Annotated in this window: 16 protein-coding genes; 8 read left to right on the forward strand and 8 right to left on the reverse strand. The window is 65.9% G+C overall.

All coding sequences use genetic code 11. The features are described 5' to 3' along the window. Positions 1-150: 150 nt before the first annotated feature. The 3 genes from HNP98_RS08960 (at position 151) to HNP98_RS08970 (ending at position 5,101) form a co-directional block, all read left to right on the forward strand. Positions 151-1,020, forward strand: a complete 870-nt coding sequence (locus HNP98_RS08960) for a DUF4097 family beta strand repeat-containing protein (protein WP_173809730.1) — start codon at positions 151-153, stop codon at positions 1,018-1,020. A 165-nt stretch (positions 1,021-1,185) separates the two neighbouring features. Beyond that, positions 1,186-3,777, forward strand: coding sequence for a DUF5916 domain-containing protein (locus tag HNP98_RS08965; protein WP_173809731.1), 2,592 nt, complete (start codon positions 1,186-1,188; stop codon positions 3,775-3,777). A 49-nt stretch (positions 3,778-3,826) separates the two neighbouring features. Then, positions 3,827-5,101 carry a gliding motility protein GldB-related protein gene (locus HNP98_RS08970; protein WP_173809732.1) on the forward strand — a complete coding sequence of 425 codons (1,275 nt, stop codon included), beginning with the start codon at positions 3,827-3,829 and terminating at the stop codon, positions 5,099-5,101. Positions 5,102-5,125: 24 nt separating this feature from the next. On the opposite strand, the gene HNP98_RS08975 is transcribed toward HNP98_RS08970, so the two are convergent. From HNP98_RS08975 to HNP98_RS08990, 4 genes are all read right to left on the reverse strand, one after another. Then, complete coding sequence (locus HNP98_RS08975) at positions 5,126-6,601, reverse strand: carotenoid oxygenase family protein (RefSeq protein ID WP_173809733.1); 1,476 nt, start codon at positions 6,599-6,601, stop codon at positions 5,126-5,128. Between the two features lie 238 nt (positions 6,602-6,839). Beyond that, positions 6,840-7,823 (reverse strand): methylmalonyl Co-A mutase-associated GTPase MeaB, encoded by a 984-nt coding sequence (meaB, locus tag HNP98_RS08980; protein WP_173809734.1) that lies wholly within the window; start codon positions 7,821-7,823, stop codon positions 6,840-6,842. Positions 7,824-8,044: 221 nt separating this feature from the next. Continuing rightward, positions 8,045-8,806: a DUF4197 domain-containing protein gene (locus HNP98_RS08985; protein WP_173809735.1), complete on the reverse strand. Its 762-nt coding sequence runs from the start codon at positions 8,804-8,806 to the stop codon at positions 8,045-8,047. Positions 8,807-8,968: 162 nt separating this feature from the next. Further along, complete coding sequence (locus HNP98_RS08990; protein WP_173809736.1) at positions 8,969-10,096, reverse strand: TolB-like translocation protein; 1,128 nt, start codon at positions 10,094-10,096, stop codon at positions 8,969-8,971. 316 nt (positions 10,097-10,412) lie between these two features. On the opposite strand from HNP98_RS08990, the gene HNP98_RS08995 reads away from it, so the two are divergent. Then, positions 10,413-11,078 carry a DUF2461 domain-containing protein gene (locus tag HNP98_RS08995; protein ID WP_173809737.1) on the forward strand — a complete coding sequence of 222 codons (666 nt, stop codon included), beginning with the start codon at positions 10,413-10,415 and terminating at the stop codon, positions 11,076-11,078. A gap of 38 nt (positions 11,079-11,116) precedes the next feature. On the opposite strand, the gene HNP98_RS09000 is transcribed toward HNP98_RS08995, so the two are convergent. The 3 genes from HNP98_RS09000 to HNP98_RS09010 all read right to left on the reverse strand — a co-directional run bounded on the left by HNP98_RS09000 (position 11,117) and on the right by HNP98_RS09010 (position 14,411). Beyond that, entirely contained in the window at positions 11,117-11,626 is a 510-nt protein-coding gene (locus tag HNP98_RS09000) for a DUF6702 family protein (RefSeq protein ID WP_173809738.1), read from the reverse strand. Positions 11,627-11,796: 170 nt separating this feature from the next. Further along, on the reverse strand, positions 11,797-13,140 hold the full coding sequence (gene rseP, locus HNP98_RS09005) for an RIP metalloprotease RseP (protein WP_246275053.1): 1,344 nt from the start codon (positions 13,138-13,140) through the stop codon (positions 11,797-11,799). 101 nt (positions 13,141-13,241) lie between these two features. Beyond that, a complete protein-coding gene (locus HNP98_RS09010) occupies positions 13,242-14,411 on the reverse strand; it encodes a 1-deoxy-D-xylulose-5-phosphate reductoisomerase (protein ID WP_173809739.1) in 1,170 nt (389 codons plus the stop codon). Positions 14,412-14,685: 274 nt separating this feature from the next. Between HNP98_RS09010 and HNP98_RS09015 the strand changes: the two genes are divergently transcribed. Together HNP98_RS09015 and HNP98_RS09020 are read left to right on the forward strand one after the other, a co-directional pair. Next, positions 14,686-15,741: an SDR family oxidoreductase gene (locus HNP98_RS09015; RefSeq protein ID WP_173809740.1), complete on the forward strand. Its 1,056-nt coding sequence runs from the start codon at positions 14,686-14,688 to the stop codon at positions 15,739-15,741. A 161-nt stretch (positions 15,742-15,902) separates the two neighbouring features. Beyond that, positions 15,903-16,409 (forward strand): ankyrin repeat domain-containing protein, encoded by a 507-nt coding sequence (locus tag HNP98_RS09020; RefSeq protein ID WP_173809741.1) that lies wholly within the window; start codon positions 15,903-15,905, stop codon positions 16,407-16,409. 112 nt (positions 16,410-16,521) lie between these two features. Here HNP98_RS09020 and HNP98_RS21530 read toward each other — a convergent pair whose 3' ends face one another. After that, positions 16,522-16,770 carry an SDR family oxidoreductase gene (locus HNP98_RS21530; protein ID WP_217425708.1) on the reverse strand — a complete coding sequence of 83 codons (249 nt, stop codon included), beginning with the start codon at positions 16,768-16,770 and terminating at the stop codon, positions 16,522-16,524. A 421-nt stretch (positions 16,771-17,191) separates the two neighbouring features. Here HNP98_RS21530 and HNP98_RS09030 point away from each other — a divergent pair, with 421 nt between their 5' ends. Together HNP98_RS09030 and HNP98_RS09035 are read left to right on the forward strand one after the other, a co-directional pair. Then, the gene (locus HNP98_RS09030) at positions 17,192-17,893 is read left to right on the forward strand and encodes a TonB family protein (protein WP_173809742.1); all 702 of its coding nucleotides are present in this window, start codon (positions 17,192-17,194) and stop codon (positions 17,891-17,893) included. A 161-nt stretch (positions 17,894-18,054) separates the two neighbouring features. After that, a complete protein-coding gene (locus HNP98_RS09035; RefSeq protein ID WP_173809743.1) occupies positions 18,055-18,786 on the forward strand; it encodes a TonB family protein in 732 nt (243 codons plus the stop codon). Positions 18,787-18,907: the final 121 nt, after the last annotated feature.

Below are 18,907 nucleotides of genomic sequence, written 5' to 3' on the forward strand. Positions count from 1 at the left end.
TGAATGGACGGACAGCGGAGGGGCGCTTGGCTCAGTTCGGGCGCACCGCCTAGCCATGCTCGTCGCACCACTTCCTGTTCAGTTCCATATCCCGCACAGCACTGCATTTTCCACATTTTCACGTTCTCGCATCTCCACATTAAAAAAGCCATGAATCGTTTTCTACTCGCCGCCTCTTTGCTGCTCGGCAGCCTGGGCCCGGCCCTGGCCCAGCGCCTCGTGGCCCAAACCGCCGCGCTGGCCAGCGGGCAGGGCGTATTTCTGGACTTAAAGTACGCCCACAGCATTCGGGTGCGGCCGGGGGCGGGGCTGAGCGTGCAGGCCCGCGTGGCCCTCAACGACAACCAGAACAACGACTTGTATAGCCTGGACCTGGTGCCGGGCGCGGCGGGGCTGGGCGTGGTGGAAAAGCTGGACGAGGAGAAGCTGCGCCAAACCCACTTCGAGGGCGACTGCGACGAGGGCAGCCGCAACAACTCGGGCGGCGGCGTGCACGGCGGCTACACCCGCTCCGAAAAGACGGGCGGGCTGCGGCCCACCCTCAGCTACCACAAGGGCGGCTACAGCTACTGCGTGAAAATCGACTACGAGGTGACGCTGCCCGCCGGCACGGCCCTGCGCATCACCACGATTAGCGGCGACATCGACCTGAGCGGCCTGTCGGGGCCCGTCACGGCCAAAACCGTGAGCGGCAACCTGCTGCTGAGCGCCCTGAGCGGCCCCCTGACGGTGCGCAGCGTGAGCGGCGACGTGACGCTGAGCAACCTGGCCAGCGCCGCCGTGGAAGCCACCACCGTGAGCGGCGACGTGGACCTGAGCTGGCCCCCGGCCACGGCCGCCGCCCTGACTATGAAGACCGTGACCGGCGAGGTGTACGCCGACCCGGCCGTGACCTTCAGCAACCTCAAGGCGCACAGCTACGTGGGCTACGAGCTGCACGGCAGCTACGGCAGCGGCCCCGGGCCCCTGGTGAAGCTGGAATCGGTGAGCGGCGACGTGTTTTTTCGCCAGCAGCCGTAGGGCGGCCGGGCGTGGGCGAGGAGTGCCGGGGCCCGGGGCCCGGGGCCCCGGCCGGGGCGGCGTGCCCGAACCGCCGGCCCCCGGCGCGATAAAAAGTCGGGCCCCAGGCAACGGCGGCACTTTCCCCGGGTCATTGGCCCGCTCTAACTCTCCCCACCCAACGTTATGTATTACCTCCTGGCCTTGCGCGGGCCCCTGGCTCTAGTGCTGAGCTTGTTGTGCCTGGCCGGGGCCGCGCCGGCCGGGGCCCAGCCGGCCCCGGCGGCGGGGGCCCCCGCGGCCGCCGCGCCGCGCCGGCAGCTGGCGGCCCGCCGCACGGCGGCCCCCATCAAGCTCGACGGCCTGCTCGACGACGCGGCCTGGGCCGACGCCCCGGTGGCCGGCCGGTTCACCGAGCAGCAGCCCCACCCCGGGCGGCCCGAGCGGCTGCCCACCGAAGTTCGGGTGCTCTACGACGACGCGGCCATGTACGTAGGGGCCAAGATGGTGGAGGCCGGCCCCGACAGCATCAAGCGCGAGCTGACGCAGCGCGACAACATCGGCAACACCGACTTCATCGGCGTGTTTCTCGACCCCTACCGCGACCACCTCAACGGCTACGGCTTCCTGGTGATGAGCACCGGGGTGCAGTTCGACGCCCGCTACTCGCCCGCCAACGGCGAAGACGACTCCTGGAACGCCGTGTGGGACAGCCGCGTGGCCCCGCTGCCCGATGGCAAGGGGTGGAGCGTGGAAATTCGGATTCCCTACTCGGCCATCCGCTTCGCCCAGGCCCCGGTGCAAACCTGGGGCCTCAACTTCATGCGCCAGCGCAAAAAGGACAACCAGCGGTTTTTCTGGAACGAAATCAAGCCCAGCGTCGATGGCTTCGTGAACCAGTGGGGCGAGCTGGGGGGCCTCGAAAACCTGCACCCGCCGCTGCGCCTCTCCCTCACGCCTTACGTGAGCACCTACGTGAACCACTACCCCTACCAGGAGCAGGGCCGGCAAAACACCACCACCAGCTTCAACGGCGGGGCCGACGTGAAGTGGGGCATCAACGAGAGCTTCACGCTGGACGCCACGCTGGTGCCCGATTTTGGCCAGGTGCAGAGCGACAACCAGGTGCTTAATCTCTCGCCTTTCGAGGTGCAGTACCAGGAAAACCGCACGTTTTTCACCGAAGGCACCGAGCTGTTCAACAAGGGCGGGCTGTTTTATTCGCGGCGGGTGGGGGCCCAGCCGCTGGGCTTCGGCGACGTGGCCGGGGCCCTGGGCAAGGGCGAGTTCATCGCCCAAAACCCCGGCATAACGCGCCTGCTGAACGCCACCAAAGTGTCGGGCCGCACCCGCAAGGGCCTGGGCATCGGCGTGTTCAATGCCGTATCGGCGGCCAGCTACGCCACGGTGCAGGACTCGGCCAGCGGCCGCCAGCGCCGCGTGCTCACCCAGCCGCTCACCAACTACAACATCGTGGTGCTCGACCAGAGCCTGCCCCACAACTCCTTCGTTTCGTTCATCAACACCAACGTGAGCCGCGCCGGCGGCGTGTACGGGGCCAACGTGGCGGCCGGCCTGTTCCGCTTCAACGACCAGAAAAACCGCTATTCCTTCCGGGGCCAGGCCACTTACTCGCGCCGCCGCGGCCAACTGCTGAACGCGGACGCGCCCGTGGACGACCCCGACGGCTACCAGTACTACCTGAACTACGGCAAGATATCGGGCAACTTCACCTGGTACGTGGACCACGGCATCCAGTCGGCCGCCTACAACCCCAACGACCTGGGCATCCTCTTCGGCAACAACAACATGAGCCAGTCGGTGAACGCGGCCTACAACAAGTACCAGCCCTTCTGGAAGGTGAACAACCTCTACACCAGCGCCGGCGTCAACCACTCGTACCTGCTGCGGCCCCTGCTCTACCAGAGCCTGGACTTCTACGCCCAGGCCAGCACCACCTTCACCAAAAGCTTCCTGAACGCCTCCCTCACCCTGAACGTGGACCCCCGGCAGCGCGACTTTTACGAGCCGCGCACCGCCCCGCTCGGCCCGTACTACGTGCGGCTGCCGGGCAGCACCTACCTGGGTGGCTCCGTCTCGTCGGACGGCCGCAAGAAGCTGGCCTACGACCTCAGCGCCGTGGCCCGCCAGTACGCCCTCGACGACCGCCTGACGCGCCCGCGCCGCGCCACCTACGCCCTCACCCTGAGCCCCCGCTACCGCCTCAGCGACCGCCTCAACTTCCGTTACACGTTTGACTATAACCTGAAAGTGAACCAGATGGGCTACGTGAACGACGGCTTAAACCCCGCCGACCCGCTCGACCAGCCGCTGCTGGCCGTGCTGGGCCCCGACGTGCTGCTGGGCCGCCGCCGCGTGGTGACGTACACCAACACGCTGGCGGCCAACTACACCTTCACCAACCGCATCTCGCTCACGTTCCGCGCCCGGCACTACACCAGCAACGTGCACTACCTGGCGTTTGCCCGCCTGGGCCCCGGCGGCAACGAAGCGGACTTGCCCGCCTACCGCCGCAACCACGACAACAGCTTCAACGCCTTCAACATCGACACCGCCCTCGTGTGGTGGTTCGCGCCCGGCTCGCAGGTCAGCATCGTCTGGAAAAACGCCAACTCGACCTACCTGGAAGGCAACGAGGCCACCCCGCTCTACTTCGACAACTTGGCCAACACCGTCAACACCCCGCACAACAACAACGTGTCGGTGAAGGTGTTGTACTACCTCGACTACCTCGCGCTGCGGCCCCGGCGGGGGTAGGGCGGGCCGTAGCAGGGGCTTTAATTTGCCTCAGGCTTTAATTTGCGTCATGGTTAAAAAGCTTCTCTTCTGCGCCGGGACTGCCCTGCTGGCTCGCGCCGCCGTGGCCCAAACCGCCGCCGTGCCCCTCGATTCGTTGCGGGCCCGCGTGGAACGCACGCTCCAAGCCAAGCGCTACCCCGACGCTGCCGCGCTCCTGGGGCAGCAGGCGGTTGCGGAGCCTTACCGGTCGGCCAAAGCCGATGCCTATTACAACCAGGCCTGTGCCTTCGCGCTGGCCGGCCAGCCCGCCGCGGCCCTGCAAGCGCTGGCCGTTGCCCAAAAGCTGGGCTGGAACCGGGCCAGCCTGGCCCGCCAGGACGACGACCTCGCCAGCCTGCGCGCCACCCCCGCGTTTGCCAAAACGGTGGGCCGCATGGACAAAATCGAAGCCCAGTTGTCCGACCCCAGAAATGCCCGGCTGGTGACCAGCGACATCACCTTGTTTTGGCGGGCCTACGACCTGGTGGCCAAAGACCCGGCGCACGCCGCGGCCATCTACCAGCGCGAATACTTCGACAAGGGCAGCCCCGGCTTGCAGGACTACTACCAGCTGAAGATTAAGTCGGTAAAGGCCTTCGTGGCCAACCAAACCGCCAAGCCCGAGTTTTACCGGGCCATCCGGCCCAATACGCTGCGCATCGCCACCATGACGCCGCAAATCCAGGCGGGCTTCGTGAAATTGAAAGAAATCTACCCCGAGGCCCGTTTTCCCAACGTGTACTTCGTGGTGGGACGCTGGAATTCGGGCGGTACGGCTTCCGGCAACGGCATGCTCGTCGGGGCCGACCAGCAGTGCCGCACCCCCGATACGCCGCTGGCCGAGTTGGACCTGTGGGAGCGCAACAACTTTGCCGACCTCAGCGGCCTGCCGGGCCTGGTGGCCCACGAGCAGGTCCATTTCATCCAAAAAAGCAGCAGCGACCCCAGCTTGCTGCGCGGGGCCATCAACGAGGGCATGGCCGATTTCCTGGCTGAATTAACGACCGGGCACAACCCCAACGCCCGCCTGCAAGCCTACGCCGGGGCCCACGAAAAGGAAATCTGGGCCAGTTTCACCAAGGAAATGGCCGGCAGCAGCTGGAGCAACTGGATTGGCAATGCCACCCAGGAAACCGCCGACAAGCCCGCCGACCTGGGCTACTTTGTGGGCTATAAAATCTGCCAGAGCTACTACCAGGAGGCGTCCGATAAGAAGCAAGCGGTGCATGACATACTGAATATCAGCGACTATCCCGCCTTTCTGGCTAAAAGCCGCTACGCCGAAAAGCTGGCCGTTCGCTAAGCCCGCCAAGGCCCTGCCCGCTCATCAATAGCCTGGCTGCCACATCCCATGAAAGCCCAGCGGGATGTGGTGCGGCAGCCGCAGGCGGGCCAGCAGGCGCAGGTCGGCCGCGTCGGCCACGATTAAATCGGTGGCGTCGTCGGGGGCCGAGTAGCGCAGGTAGGCCAGGTAGCCGTCGTCTTCGGCGGGTTCGGGGCGGCCGTTGGGGGCCCGGCGGGGCACCACCACGGGCTCGCTGCACAGGGTGTCGGGGGCGTAGGCGTGGCGCACTTCGCCGGTCTGCACGTCGAGCTTGAGCAGGTGGTCGAGCAGGGGCAGGGGGTGGCCCGAGGGGCGGCCGATGGTCCAGGCGTAGCGGTAGGGGCGGCCCGTGTGGGCGGGGTGGATTTCGGGCAGCTCGCCCTCGCAGTCCGACAGCGACTGCCGGGCCACGGTGCCGGCGGCCAGGTCGAGGCGGAAGCGCACGAAGCGCGCCTGGGGCTGGTCGTCGGGCAGGTGGCCGCTCAGGTAGGCCTTGATGGCGGCCGAATTGGGGTAGTTGCCGAGCAGCAGCGCGTCGGCCACCAGCGTGCCGTCGGCGTCCTGGAAGCCGTTCACAAAGTGAAACGCGAAGCCGAATTCGGTGTGCAGCCGGTGCACGGTGCCGTCCGGGGCCACCACGATAATTTGCGTCGGCTGAGCGGTGTTCACCTTAATAGAAGCCGCCGGCGAGGTCAGCCCCGCGAAGGCCCGCAGCACGTCGAAGGCCACCGGGGTCAGGAAGAAAATCTGGTGCCCGCTCTCCGTCAGCACGAAGTCGTGGGCGAAGGTGGCTTCGGGCATGGGCAGCGCGTGGGCCAGCCGGGCCTCCCCCGCGGGGCTCACCTCGTAGAGCACCAGCCGGTGCTGGGTGCCGGCCACGGTGCCGAAGTTGTGCAGCACCCCGGTGGTGGGGTGCACCTTGGGGTGGGCCGAAAACGGCAGCTCGGGCGTGATGCGCCGGTCGAGCCACGAGAACGGGTTGCGCAGCACCCCGCCGTAGTCGAAGCGGCCGCGGGTGGCCAGCGTGGCGGGGTCGAGGGCGTGGGGCAAGCCCCCTTCCCACAGGGCCAGCAGCTGGCCGCCGTGCTGCACCAGGCTGGTGTTGGCGGTGTTCTTGAACTTGGTTTTGAGGAAGTTGGCGCGCAGGCCCCCGGGCAGGTTGGTGCCGAAGCTGCGGTAGAGCATCCGCCCGGCCTGCTCCTCGGCCACGAACTCGTCGGTGCGCACGTAGCGGTTGCGGTAGCGCACCGCCTGCCCGTCGAACACGAACCGCGCCACCATCCCGTCGCCATCAAACAAGTGGTCGTAGCGCACGCCGTGCTGCTCGAAGTGGCCGTTGCCGTTGCGCAGCAGCGTGCCCACCAGGTCGGGCGGCAGGGCCCCTTCCAGCAGCTCCAGGGCCACGTCGTCGTATTCGGGCGTGGTGCGGCGGTTGGCCTCCACGTAGTTGTGCAGGGTCGGGTAGTGGCGGACGGGCATAGAATTGACGGAGGAGGTTGCGGTAGTAACTCCTGACGGGCGCAATTAGTGGCAATAAGCGGCGGCAATTGGTTGGTGAATTGCTTATGCAATGCGATTCGCCGCAGGGCAACCTCACCCCCGGCCCCTCTCCTGCGGAGAGGGGTGCCAGTACCTCAACGTCGGGGGCTGAACGAGCAAATTGAACGCACCCCTCTCCGCAGGAGAGGGGCCGGGGGTGAGGTTGCCCTGCACCGCGCTACTCCGCCCCCAGCAGCCGTTCGGCTGCCGCCCAGGGCGTGAGCTGCCCGGCTGCTACGGCGGCCCGCACGTCCGCCAGGGCCCCCCGCACCCCCGCCCGGCCGTAGAACTGCGCCGCCAGGGCCTGCTGCACGGCGTCCTCGAACCACTGGAGCTGCTGCTCGGCCCGGCGCTGCGCGAAGTAGCCGCTGGCCCGGGCCGCGGCGGCGTAGGTTTCGACGGTGGCCCAGGTTTCGGGCAGGCCCGCGCCCGTGACGGCGGAGGTGAGCAGCACCGGCACCACCTGGCCCGAGGGCGCGGGCGGGAACAGGTGCAGCGCGTTCTGGTAATCGATGCGGGCGCGGCGGGCAGCCAGCTCGTTGGCCTGGTCGGCCTTGGTGATGCAGAGCGCGTCGGCCATTTCCATGATGCCGCGCTTGAGGCCTTGCAGCTCGTCGCCGGCCCCGGCCAGCAGCAGCAGCAGGAAGAAATCGACCAGGCCGTGCACGGCGGTTTCGGACTGCCCCACGCCCACGGTTTCGACGAAAATGACGTCGTGGCCCGCTGCCTCGCACAGCAGCAGCGCCTCGCGCGTGGCCCGCGTGACGCCCCCCAGGCTGCCCCCGGCGGGCGAGGGCCGCACGAACACCGCCGGGTGGGCCGACAGCCACGGCATCCGGGTTTTATCGCCCAGGATGCTGCCGCCGCCGCGCTGGCTGCTGGGGTCCACGGCCAGCACGGCCAGCTTTTTGCCCAGCGTTTCCACCACGTGGCGGCCCAGGGCCTCAATAAACGTGCTTTTGCCCACGCCCGGCACCCCCGTGATGCCGATGCGCAGGCTGCGCCCGGTGCGCGGCAGCACGGCTTGCAGCACCTCCTGGCCCAGGGCTCGGTCGGCGGGCAACGTGCTTTCGGCCAGCGTAATGGCTCGGCTCAGCACGCCGCGCTGCCCAGCCAGTAAGCCCTCAACAAAAGCAGCAGCGGAAAGGCGGGGGGCGGGCAAAGTAGGCGCGGGGCAGTGGTGGGGCCCCGTAAACTTACCTGTAGCGCAGCCTTCGCAGCCCGGTGGCCCAACGTCAAGCCCGTCAGTTAGCTCCCTGGCCCGGCCAATCGACTGGAGGTAGAGACGCGACCCTTCGCGTCTCCGCCGCTGCCCGACGACTACCGTAGTAATTGCCGTTCGGCAATGGAGACGCGAAGTGTCGCATCTCCACGGTCGTTATTTTAGCCGCCAAATACCTTTTTCAGCAGGGCGGTGGTGCGGGCCACGGGGTTTTCGCGAATGTCGGCTTCCTGCTGGGCGATGAGCGTGAACAGGCCGTCGATGGCCTTGCCGGTGGCGTACTGGTTGAGGTCGGTTTGCACGGGCTTCACCAGCGGCAGCTGGTTGTAGCGCGTGGTGAGGCTGGTGTAGTACTTGGTAGCGTCCACTTTTTCAAGGCTTTGCTGCATGATGGGCTGGAAAGCCGTGGTGAGCTGCGTAGTGGTGGTGCGTTTGAGGTACTGCGTGGCCGCGTCCTTCGAGCCGGTGAGGATGCCCCACACGTCGCTGAACGACAAGCTCTTGATAGCATTCAGGAAAATGGGCTTGGCGCTCTTAGCCGCGTCCTCGGCCCCGCGGTTCAGCGACAGCTCAAACTTATCGACCTGGCTGCCCAAACCGATGCTGCGCAGCGTGGTGGCCACGCGCTGCGCATCGGGCGGAAACGGGATGTGAATGAGGCTGTTCAGGTTGAAGCCGTCGGTTTTGGAAGCCTGGTCGGCTCCCTTGCTGATGCCCTGGATGAGGGCCTCCTTGAGGCCGCTGGCCGCCTCCGTGCTGCTCACGCCCGCCGGTACGCCGGTAGCAGTGCCGGCAGCCGGGGCGGTTTTGCCCAGCGTGGGCAGCTTGAGGCCCCCAATTTTGGGCAGCGAAAACTGGGCCTGGGCCCCGAGCGAGGCCCCCGACAGGGCCAGCAGCAAGGCGAAGAAGGAAGGTTTATTCATAACAAAAATAGGCAGCTGAAAGCGTGAGGATGGTGATGCCTAAGAAAAAAGCGTGCCGTTGTATTGTACCGAAAGCCTATCCAAAAAAGGCCGTCATGCCGACGAGCGCAGCCGAGGCATGACGGCCTTTTTTGGATAGACTCTTAATAGCTAACAGCTAACTCAAGGCACCACCACGAAGTTGGGCAACCCTAATTTACTGCGCCGCCCGCCCAGCTTGAGGCCATCATCGACGTACTGGCACGCTTTGCCGACCGAATTAGGACTTTGGATGACGCCGAGGCTGGGGTTGTCTTCGCGGGCCACGTAGATTTTGCCGTCGGGGCCCCGTTGCAGGGCCCCGATTTTGCGGTTGGCCGAGCGGCCCACCAGCGTGGCGGCGCCTTTCTTGGACAGGTCGAACTGCCAGATCTGGGTTTCGCCGCCGCCCGTGCCGTTGCAGCTGCCGTAGAGCTTGCTGCCGTCGGGCGAAAACTCGACCCCGTAGGCCTCGGCGTAGGGCCCGTAGCTGCGGGCGTTGCTGACTTTGCCGGTGGCGCGGTCGAAGTCATACACCTCGAACTTGTTGTTTTCGCGCCACAGCGCCGCGGCCACGTGGCGGCCGTCGGGCGAGAATTTTAGGGCCCCGATGGCGTTGCGGCCGGGCCCCGAGTTCACGCTGCCCACGCTGCTGAGCACCGGCTTGTTGCCCTGCACGCCGTCGGCCGTGACGAGGTAGGCCACGAAGGCGCTGGAGTTCCAGCGGTGGGCCAGCACCCAGGTGTCGCGGCCGTTGGCGTGGCGCACGGCGGCCAGCTTCTCGGCCACGGGCTGCACCAGCAGCAGGTTGGTGCGCGGCAGGTCGCCGAGGCCGTCGGCGCGCGTCATGTCGAGCAGCGAGTAGCGCAAGCCGTCGCGCCCGCCCTGCGGGGCCACGGTGAAGACGTAGAACAAGTTGCCCGAGCCCGGGTCGGGCACGATGAGGGCCGACTGGGTGCTGCTGCCGGGGCCCGTGGCGCTGGTGCCGCCCAGCAGGTGCTGGCCGTTGGGCATCACCTTGTGCTGGCGGTTCCACACGCTGATGCCGTTGGTATAAAACAACAGCTCGCCCTTGGCCGTGGTGGCCACCGCGCAGCCCTCGTAAGTGGCCATCTTGCCGTCGAGCAACGGCTTGGGGTCGCCGTCGGCGAAGCTCAGGCCGGCCTGCTGGCCGAAGTACCACAGGTCGGTGGGGCGCTGGGCGCGGGCCGTGCCGGCCAGTAGCAACAGCGGCAGCACGAGCAGGCGCAGGGAGAAAGCGGGAATCTTCATAGATGCAAAAAAGCAGTATATATGCCGGGTAAACGAAAACCGGGCCAACCGCGGGGCCCCTTTATTTAGTTTTGCACGGTGAAATGGTTTTGCACGGTGAAAGAATAGAACGTCATGCTGAGCGCAGCCGAAGCATCTCTACCGCAGCAGTAATCAGCTTGATTAGTGAGCGGTAGAGATGCTTCGGCTGCGCTCAGCATGACGTTCAAGTAGATGGCAATAATTAACCCCCATTCCCACAACGCCGGCCGGCCGCTGCTATTTTGCGAGGCCCTAGCCAGTCGGCCGCAGGGCCCCGTTTTCCGTTGGTACGCCCATGCAGCTTCCCCCACTTTTTGATTTCCTCGCCCGCCTGGCCGCGCACAACGACCGCGCCTGGTTCCAGGAGCGCAAGGCCGAATACACCCGCCTACGGGCTGATTTTGAAGAAGATGTCGCCTTCTGGCGGCAGGAGCTGAACCGGCTCGACCCGGCCCTGGCGGGGCCCCTGGGCCGCACCAGCGTGTTCCGCATCTACCGCGACGTGCGCTTCTCAAAAAACAAAGACCCTTACAAAACGCACTTCTCGGCCTACTTCACTGCCAGCGCAGGCAAAGACATCGACGCGCCCGGCTACTACGTGCAGGTGGGCCCCGGCGGCCAGACCCTGGTGGCCGCCGGCCTCCACCAGCCCGACAAAACCCAGCTGGCCGCCATCCGCCAGGAAATCGACTACAACGCGGCCGGCCTGCAGGCCGTGCTGGGGGCCCCCGGCTTCCGCCGGCACTTCGCCGGCCTCAGCGGCGAGCAACTCAAAAAAGCCCCCGCCGGCTACGACCCCGCCCACCCCGAAATCGAGCTGCTGAAGTTTAAGAGCTTCACCGCCAGCCAGGAAATCCCCGATGCTGAGGCGCTGGCCCAAAAGGACTTCCGCGGCTACGTGCTGGCGCGGCTGGGGGCCCTGGTGCCGCTCTGCGGCTTTTTGCGCGACGCGGTAGGATAAAAACGACGTAGAGACGCGACACCTGGCCTTGGCAATGCCTACCAGCTCAGCGTTTCCTGCTCGTGGCCCTGGCGCAGCAGGGCGCTGGCTTTTTTGCCGTTGGCTTCCAGGTTCACGATGTTCATCTGGTCAGCAAACGAGTCGAGCAGCACCGCGTTGCGGATTTGCACGCCCGTGGCCTTGCCCGGCACGGCCACTTTACTGTACAGCCAGTACGAGTCCTTTTCGGGCTGCATGCCCAGGAATTGCAGCGGCAGCGGGGCCCCGGCGGGCGTGTGCAGCACCAGCGTGCGGCGCAGGTAGTCGGCCGTGAGGATGGCCCCCTGGGGCCCCGCCGTCAGCAAATCGACGCGGACCGGCCGGCCTTCCGACAAGCCCTTTTCAAAGTCGTCGGTGAACACCTTGGTGGCCAGCTCCAACTGCTGCCTGGCCGCGTTGTAGCGCAGCTCCGTGATGCTGGCGTGGTAGGCGTGGAGCGCCGGCCGGGCGGGCGCGGGGCCCCCCAGCAGCGCCAAAACCAAACCAAGCAACGGCGCGAAGGATAGCATGAGGAAGGAGGGTTTAACTAAAGGCCGTCGTGGTTAATGGTCGTGGTTAATGAGGAACGTCATGTTGAACGCAGTGAAGCATCTCTACCGCGCCAGTAATCAGCGTTTACTGCTGCGGTAGAGATGCTTCACTGCGTTCAGCATGACGTTCTACTTGAAGGGCACCCGTTCTAGTGGATGGCCTTGAGCAACGGCTTGAGGATGATGACGTAGGCCATCAGCATCAGAATCAGGACCGTACCGATTTGCTGGGCCACGCCCAGGAACTTGTCGGATGGCTTGCGGCGGGCAATTATTTCGTAGAGCAGGAACACCACATGGCCGCCGTCGAGGGCCGGAATGGGGAGCAAGTTCATGAAGGCCAGCACCATGCTCAGGCCGCCGGTGAGGCCCCAGAAGCGCTGCCAATCCCACTGCCCGCCGTACTGCTGGGCAATTTCCACGGGGCCCCCGAGGCTTTCCGAAGCCTTGGCTTCGCCGCGGAAAATCTTGGCAATGGCGCGGCCTTGCAGGCCGATGACGCCGAATGCCTTGCTGGCACCCGCCGGCACGGCCTGGGCCAGGCTGTACTGGCGCTGCTCGAAGTGCATGGTGGGCTTGGGCTCGAAGCCGAGCTTGCCCGCGGCCGTCACGGCCGCCGTCAGGGTCAGGGGCTGGCCGTCGCGCTCCACGGCAAGGGCGGTTTTCTTGCCGGCGTTGGCCACCAGGGCGGCTTGCAGCTCGTCGAAAAACTGGACGGGCTGGCCCGCAATGGCCACGATGTGGTCGCCGGGCTTGAGGCCCGCCTCGGCGGCGGGGTTGCCGGCCACCACGCGGCCCACGGTGAAGGGCTCGCGGGGCCGCACGAACAGGCTGTCCTGCTGCTGGGCGAAGTGGTCCATGAAATTGGCGGGCACGTTCACGTCCACCAGCTGCGTGCCGCGCTCCACGGTGAAGTAGGAGTGCGAGCCCAGCAGCACCTCGGGCTTGTACACTTCGTCGAACTCGGCAAAGGGCCGGCCGTTGATTTTCACGATCTTATCGCCGGTGCGGAAGCCCATGCTGCGGCCCAGGCCGTTGGGCAGGATGCCGTAGCGGGCCTCGGAGGCCGGTAGGTAGCTCTCGCCGTAGTGCAGGGTGATGGCCGAGAAAATGACGATGCCGGTAATCACGTTCATGATGATGCCGCCGAGCATCACCAGCAGGCGCTGCCAGGCCGGCTTCGAGCGGAACTCGTCGGGCTGCGGGGGCCCCGCCAGGGCATCCGCGTCCTGGGTTTCGTCAATCATCCCGTGGATTTGCACGTAGCCGCCCAGCGGGAACCAGCCGATGCCGTACTCCGTCTCGCCCACCTTTTTCTTGACCAGGGCGAAGTTCATCACCGCCGGCAGCGGGAACAGGAAGTCGAAGAAGATGTAAAACTTATCGACCCGAATCTTAAACAGCTTGGCGAAGGCGAAGTGGCCAAATTCGTGCAAGCCCACCAACAGCGACAGGCCCAGCAGCAGCTGGCCGGCCATAACGAGAATTTCCAAACGGTGAATGATTGAAGGAGTGAATGAGTGAGGTCGGTGAATGAGTAGAAAAAAAGGGGGAGTTATCGACTAACAACTCACTCCTTCGCTCCTTCAATCATTCACCGCAACAACACCGAAGCGGCCCGCCGCGTTTCCGCATCGGTCTGCATCAGGTCGTCGAGCGACGGGTTGGCAAGGTACGGCACCCGCGCCAGGCACCCGGCCACGAGGTCGGACATCTGGCGAAAGCCGACCGCCTCCCGCAAAAATGCGGCCACGGCTATCTCGTTGGCCGCGTTGAGGATACAGGGCGCGTTGCCGCCCCGGCGCATGGCCCCAAAGGCCAGCTCCAGGTTGGGAAACGCCGCCCGGTCGGGGGCCTCAAAGGTGAGGCTGGGGTAGTCGAGAAACGAGAACCGCGGGAACGTGTTGGCCAGCCGCTGCGGGTAGCCGAGGGCGTACTGGATGGGCAGCTTCATGTCGGGCAGGCCCAGCTGGGCCTTCAGCGAGCCGTCGGCAAACTGCACCAGCGAGTGCACGATGCTTTGGGGGTGCACCACCACGTCAATCTGCTCATTCGTAAGCCCAAACAGCCACTTGGCCTCAATCACTTCCAGCCCTTTGTTCATGAGCGAGGCCGAGTCGATGGTGATTTTGGCGCCCATCTCCCAGTTGGGGTGCTTGAGGGCCTGGGCCTTGGTGACGGCCTCCATTTGCTGGGCCGAGCGGCCGCGGAAGGGGCCCCCGGAGGCGGTGAGAATAATCTTCTCCACCGGGTTCAGCTCTTCGCCCACCAGGCACTGGAAGATGGCCGAGTGCTCGGAATCGACGGGCAGCAGGCGCACGCCGTGCTGCTGCACCAGGCTGGTAATCAGCTCGCCGGCCACCACCAGGGTTTCCTTGTTGGCCAGGGCAATGTCCTTGCCGGCCCGGATGGCGGCCACCGTGGGCAGCAGCCCGGCGTAGCCCACCAGGGCGGTGAGCACCACGTCGATGCCGGGCCGCGTAACGACCTCGGCCAGGGCAGCCGGCCCGGCCAGCACTTCGGTTTCGGGCTGCCCGGCCAGGGCGGCCTGCACGGGGCCCCGGAGGCTTTCGTCGCCGATAACCACGGCAGCCGGGCGAAACTCCCGCGCCTGCCGCACCAGCAGCTCCCACTGCCGTTGGGCGCTCAGCACGGCCACCCGAAAGCGGCCCGGCTGCTGGCGGACCACCTCCAGCGCCTGCGTGCCAATGGAGCCGGTGCTGCCGAGCAGGGCCAGGGTTTTTATGGTAAAATCGGGGGTCATTTATTGAGTGGGAAAGACGCGGGCAAAGGTAGGGGCGGGGCGGGCCGCCGGCTTTTCGCCGGCTGCCCGCTACTCGTTGCTTGGGTTGGTGGGGCTAAAAATCGCCATCGCGGAACTTCACCCCCGGCCCCTGGCGATTTACAGGCAGTCGGCGAAAAGGCGGTAGGCCGGGGCACCCGGTAAGCTCGGCATATCTAACCGAGGCGCGGCCGCGTAAGCAGGAAAGTCGCCCGCGCGACTAAAAAATCCGGTTTCCTTTCATTTCTCCCTTTCCATGCCCCACCAACCTAAACCGCTCGACCAGCAAATCATTGTCATCACCGGGGCCACCAGCGGCATCGGCCTGGCCACGGCCCGCGCCGCCGCCAAGGCCGGGGCCCGCCTGGTGCTGGCCGCCCGCTCCAAAAAAGACCTCCGCACAGTGGCCCAGCAGCTCGAAGCCACCCGGGCCCACGTGGCCACGGTGGCCGCCGACGTGGCCCGCCCCGAGGACGTGGCCCGCATCGCCGAGGCGGCCCGCAGCCACTTCGGCGGCTTCGACACGTGGGTGAACAACGCCGGCGTGGGCATCTTCGGCCGCATCGAAGACGGCAACCCCGACGACCACCACCGGCTGTTCGAGACCAACTTCTGGGGCGTCGTCAACGGCTCGCTGGAGGCCCTCAAGCACCTTAAGGCGCACGGCGGGGCCCTTATCAACGTCGGGAGTGTGGTGTCGGACGTGGCCGTGCCGCTGCAAGGCATGTACTCGGCCAGCAAGCACGCCGTGAAGGGCTTCACCGACGCGCTGCGCGTCGAGTTGGAGCACGAGAAAGCGCCCGTAACGGTGACGCTCATCAAGCCGGCGTCCATCAACACCCCGTTCAACGTGAACGCCCGCAACTACACCGACCACGAATTGCAGCTGCCCCCGCCCGTGTACGCGCCCGAGGAGGTGGCGCTGGCGATTTTGCACGCGGCTGTGCACCCGATGCGCGACATTTACGTGGGCGGCGGCGGCAAAGTGATGAGCGTGGCCAACAAGTACGCCCCCGGCGTAATGGATTGGATCAGCGCCAAGGGCATTGCAAACCAGGAGGAAAGCGACAAGCCCGCCCAACACCCTGAAGGAGGCTTGCAGCAGCCCGGCCTAGGGGGCCACGCGCACAGCGACTACCCTGGCCACGTCGTGAAAACCAGCCTGTACACCCGCGCCACGCTGCACCCCGTGCTGGCCGGCACGCTGGCCGCGGCGGGCGTGGCCGCCGCCGCACTGCTCCTCAACGGCGGCTTCTCGATAGGCCCCAAGCAAGACGCCTGGGTGCACGAGTCGGGCCCGGTGCCGAAGTAGGGCCCCCGCCCGTGGTTGCGCCGGGGGTTGGGCCCGGGCCATGAGGAAAGCTAACGCTTCTGTAAAATTTTCTTGTGGCCCGGGCCCAACCCCCGGTGGCACGACCCCGCCTTGCCCCACCGGGCGTAACACTTTGCCGACCCCATCAGTCCCCCGAAATTATGGAATCCCACTCTGCCCGTCCCGAAGATTCGCTCTTCGATGCGGCCCGCAAGGGCGACGTAGGCGAACTTGAACGCCTGCTTCAAGACCCGCAAATTGATATTAACATTCAGAACGGCAAGGGCTTCTCGGCCCTCGTCTTGGCCACCTACGACAACCACCTCGACGCCGCCCGCCTGCTGCTCGACCACCGCGCGAACCCCGATTTGCAGGATGCCAGCGGCAACTCGGCCCTGATGGGGGTCAGCTTCAAGGGCTACGCCGAAATTGCCCGCCTGCTCATCGCCCGCGGGGCCAGTCTAAACCTGACCAACGGCAACGGCGGCACGGCCCTCATGTTCGCCACTATTTTCGGTCGCAACGAGCTGGTCAAGCTTCTGGTCGAGGCCGGGGCTGATACGACCATTCGGGACGCGCGGGGCCTGACGGCCCTGCACCTCGCCGGCCAACAAGGCAACCAGGAAGCTTGGCAACTATTGGGCGGGCCCCCCGAGGACGGTAAATAAATGCGCCTAAAGTCAGCAGTTAATAGTCTGGCAACCGGTAACTAGTGCCCAAAAAAGCGGCCGGTACCCAGCCGATGCTGGGTGCCGGCCGCTTTTTTGGCAACGCACGTATTTATATGCTGCGCACCACGCCGCCGTCTACGCGCACGGCAGCCCCGTTGGTGGCCGCCGCCAGGGGGCTGGCCAGGTAGGCCACCATGTTGGCAACTTCATCGGGGGTAATGAAGCGCTGGAGCAGCGACGATGGCCGCGCGTCGCGGACAATGCTAATACCAAGGTGAAAGGCGGCCGGCCGCGCGGCTTCGCCCCCGGGAGTTATACGGGTGGGCCGCGGCAACGCGCTGTGCTTTGCCGTTTGCAAGCGCCCGGTACGCCGACTGATTTATTCACAAAGCCATATTTTAAATAATTATATTAAAATTAAATAAAATAAATACTATACAAGTGCAGATATTATTTATTTATAAGTAAAAAAATCTTTTTATTTGTCTAGTCTTCAATAAAATTGCATAAATTAGTTGTGTAGTAATCGTCGATTTGCATTAATTATAGTTTGAATTTATTTTGTACTATACTAATAATAAGCATTGCTGATTCGGCCTGGTCACGCGGGAGAGTCGCGGTGGCCATTGGCTTTGGCTTTTCGCAAACATCGAATTTCTCCGGCCAACGCAACGACTGCGCCAGACGCGCTACGCCCCGTCGGGGACCCCCTTTTTTAATTCATCACCACTTTTACTTCAACCGCTATGTTGCCAGCTCTTTACGCAAATATTTTATTGTTGGGCCACGCACTGCTGCCACCGTCCGGGCCGGTGGCCCCGCCGCTCAAAACGCCCACTTCCGTGGGACTGGTCCGTTCGGCGGCGGCCTTGTCGGGGCGGGTGCTGACGGAGGCGGGGGCGCCGCTGCCGGGGGTGATCATCGTGGTGCAGGGCTCGCCGAGCGTGTCGAGCACGAACTCGGACGGGCGCTTTTTGGTGCCGCTGGCCGTGGCCGACCCGGTGCTCGTCTTCAGCTGCGCCGGCTACCGGGCCCAGACCGTGGTGCCGCCGGCCGAGGGGCCCCTCAGCGTGACGATGTACGCCACCACCGGCAGCGGCTCGGACGCGGCCACGGCCACGGCCGGCAGCGCGGTATCGGCGGGCGGGCGGGCCCGGGCGGCGGCGCTGCCCTTTGCGCAAGTGATGCCCGCTTTCACGGGCGGCGAGGAGGCGTACAAAACTTACCTGCGCGAAAACGCGCACTACCCCGCCGACGCTCAGGCGCAGAGCCTGCGCGGCGAAGTGTACGTGGGGTTCGTGGTGGACGAGCAGGGGCGCATCTGCGACGCGGAGGTGGTGAAGGGCTGCGGCCACGGCTTCGACGAGGAGGCCCTGCGCCTCATCCGCCTCATGCCGTGGTGGCAGCCCGGCCTCGATGAAGGCAAGCCCGTGCGCGTGGCCCGCACCCTGCGCATCATATTTCGGGTTCAGAAGCCGTAGCGGCCCGCCGCTTCGCCCAGCATTCCGGCGTTGCCGAAGCGCCGGGCTGCTACCCGCACTCGTTCGGGCCCGGCCCGGGGCCGCCACCCTTCCCGCCACAAAAACGTCCATCCGCCGCGTGCCGCCCGGTTTCCATCCTGCCCACCCAAATGCTAACCGTTATGCTACTAAATCTTTACGCCGCTACACTGCTGTTGGGCCACGCGCTGCTGCCCCTGTCGCCACGAGCAGTTTCTCCCGCGGCAACCGTGGCCGGCCGCTGGGCCCGTTCGGCGGCAGCCTTGTCGGGGCAGGTGCTGACGGAGGCGGGGGCGCCGCTGCCGGGGGTGATCATCGTGGTGCAGGGCTCGCCGAGCGTGTCGAGCACGAACTCGGACGGGCGCTTTTTGGTGCCGCTGGCCGTGGCCGACCCGGTGCTCGTCTTCAGCTGCGCCGGCTACCGGGCCCAGACCGTGGTGCCGCCGGCCGAGGGGCCCCTCAGCGTGACGATGTACGCCACCACCGGCAGCGGCTCGGACGCGGCCACGGCCACGGCCGGCGGCACCGTGTCGGCCGGGGGCCAGGCCCGGGCGGCGGCGCTGCCTTTTGCCGACGTAATGCCCGACTTCACCGGTGGCAGCCAAGCCTACCGTGCCTACCTGCGCGAAAACGCGCACTACCCCGCCGAGGCCCTGGAAAAAGTGCTGGCCGGGGCGGTGTACGTGGGGTTCGTGGTGGACGAGCAGGGGCGCATCTGCGACGCGGAGGTGGTGAAGGGCTGCGGCCACGGCTTCGACGAGGAGGCCCTGCGCCTCGTCCGCCTCATGCCGTGGTGGACGCCCGGCAAAATGGCCGGCCGGCCCGTGCGCGTGGCCCGCACCCTGCGCATTGTTTTTGAAGCGGTGGAACGGTAGCGGGCGCACCTGTTGTACGCAGCCCGGGGCAAAAACGGCCGTGCCCGCGGAGGCCGTTGCAACCCCGCCCGGCCCCCCAATTGAAAATGACGCCACTCCCCCCGCCGGCTGCTGTCGAGCC

It is taken from the genome of Hymenobacter caeli (assembly GCF_013294115.1).
Classification (GTDB): Bacteria; Bacteroidota; Bacteroidia; order Cytophagales; family Hymenobacteraceae; genus Hymenobacter; species Hymenobacter caeli.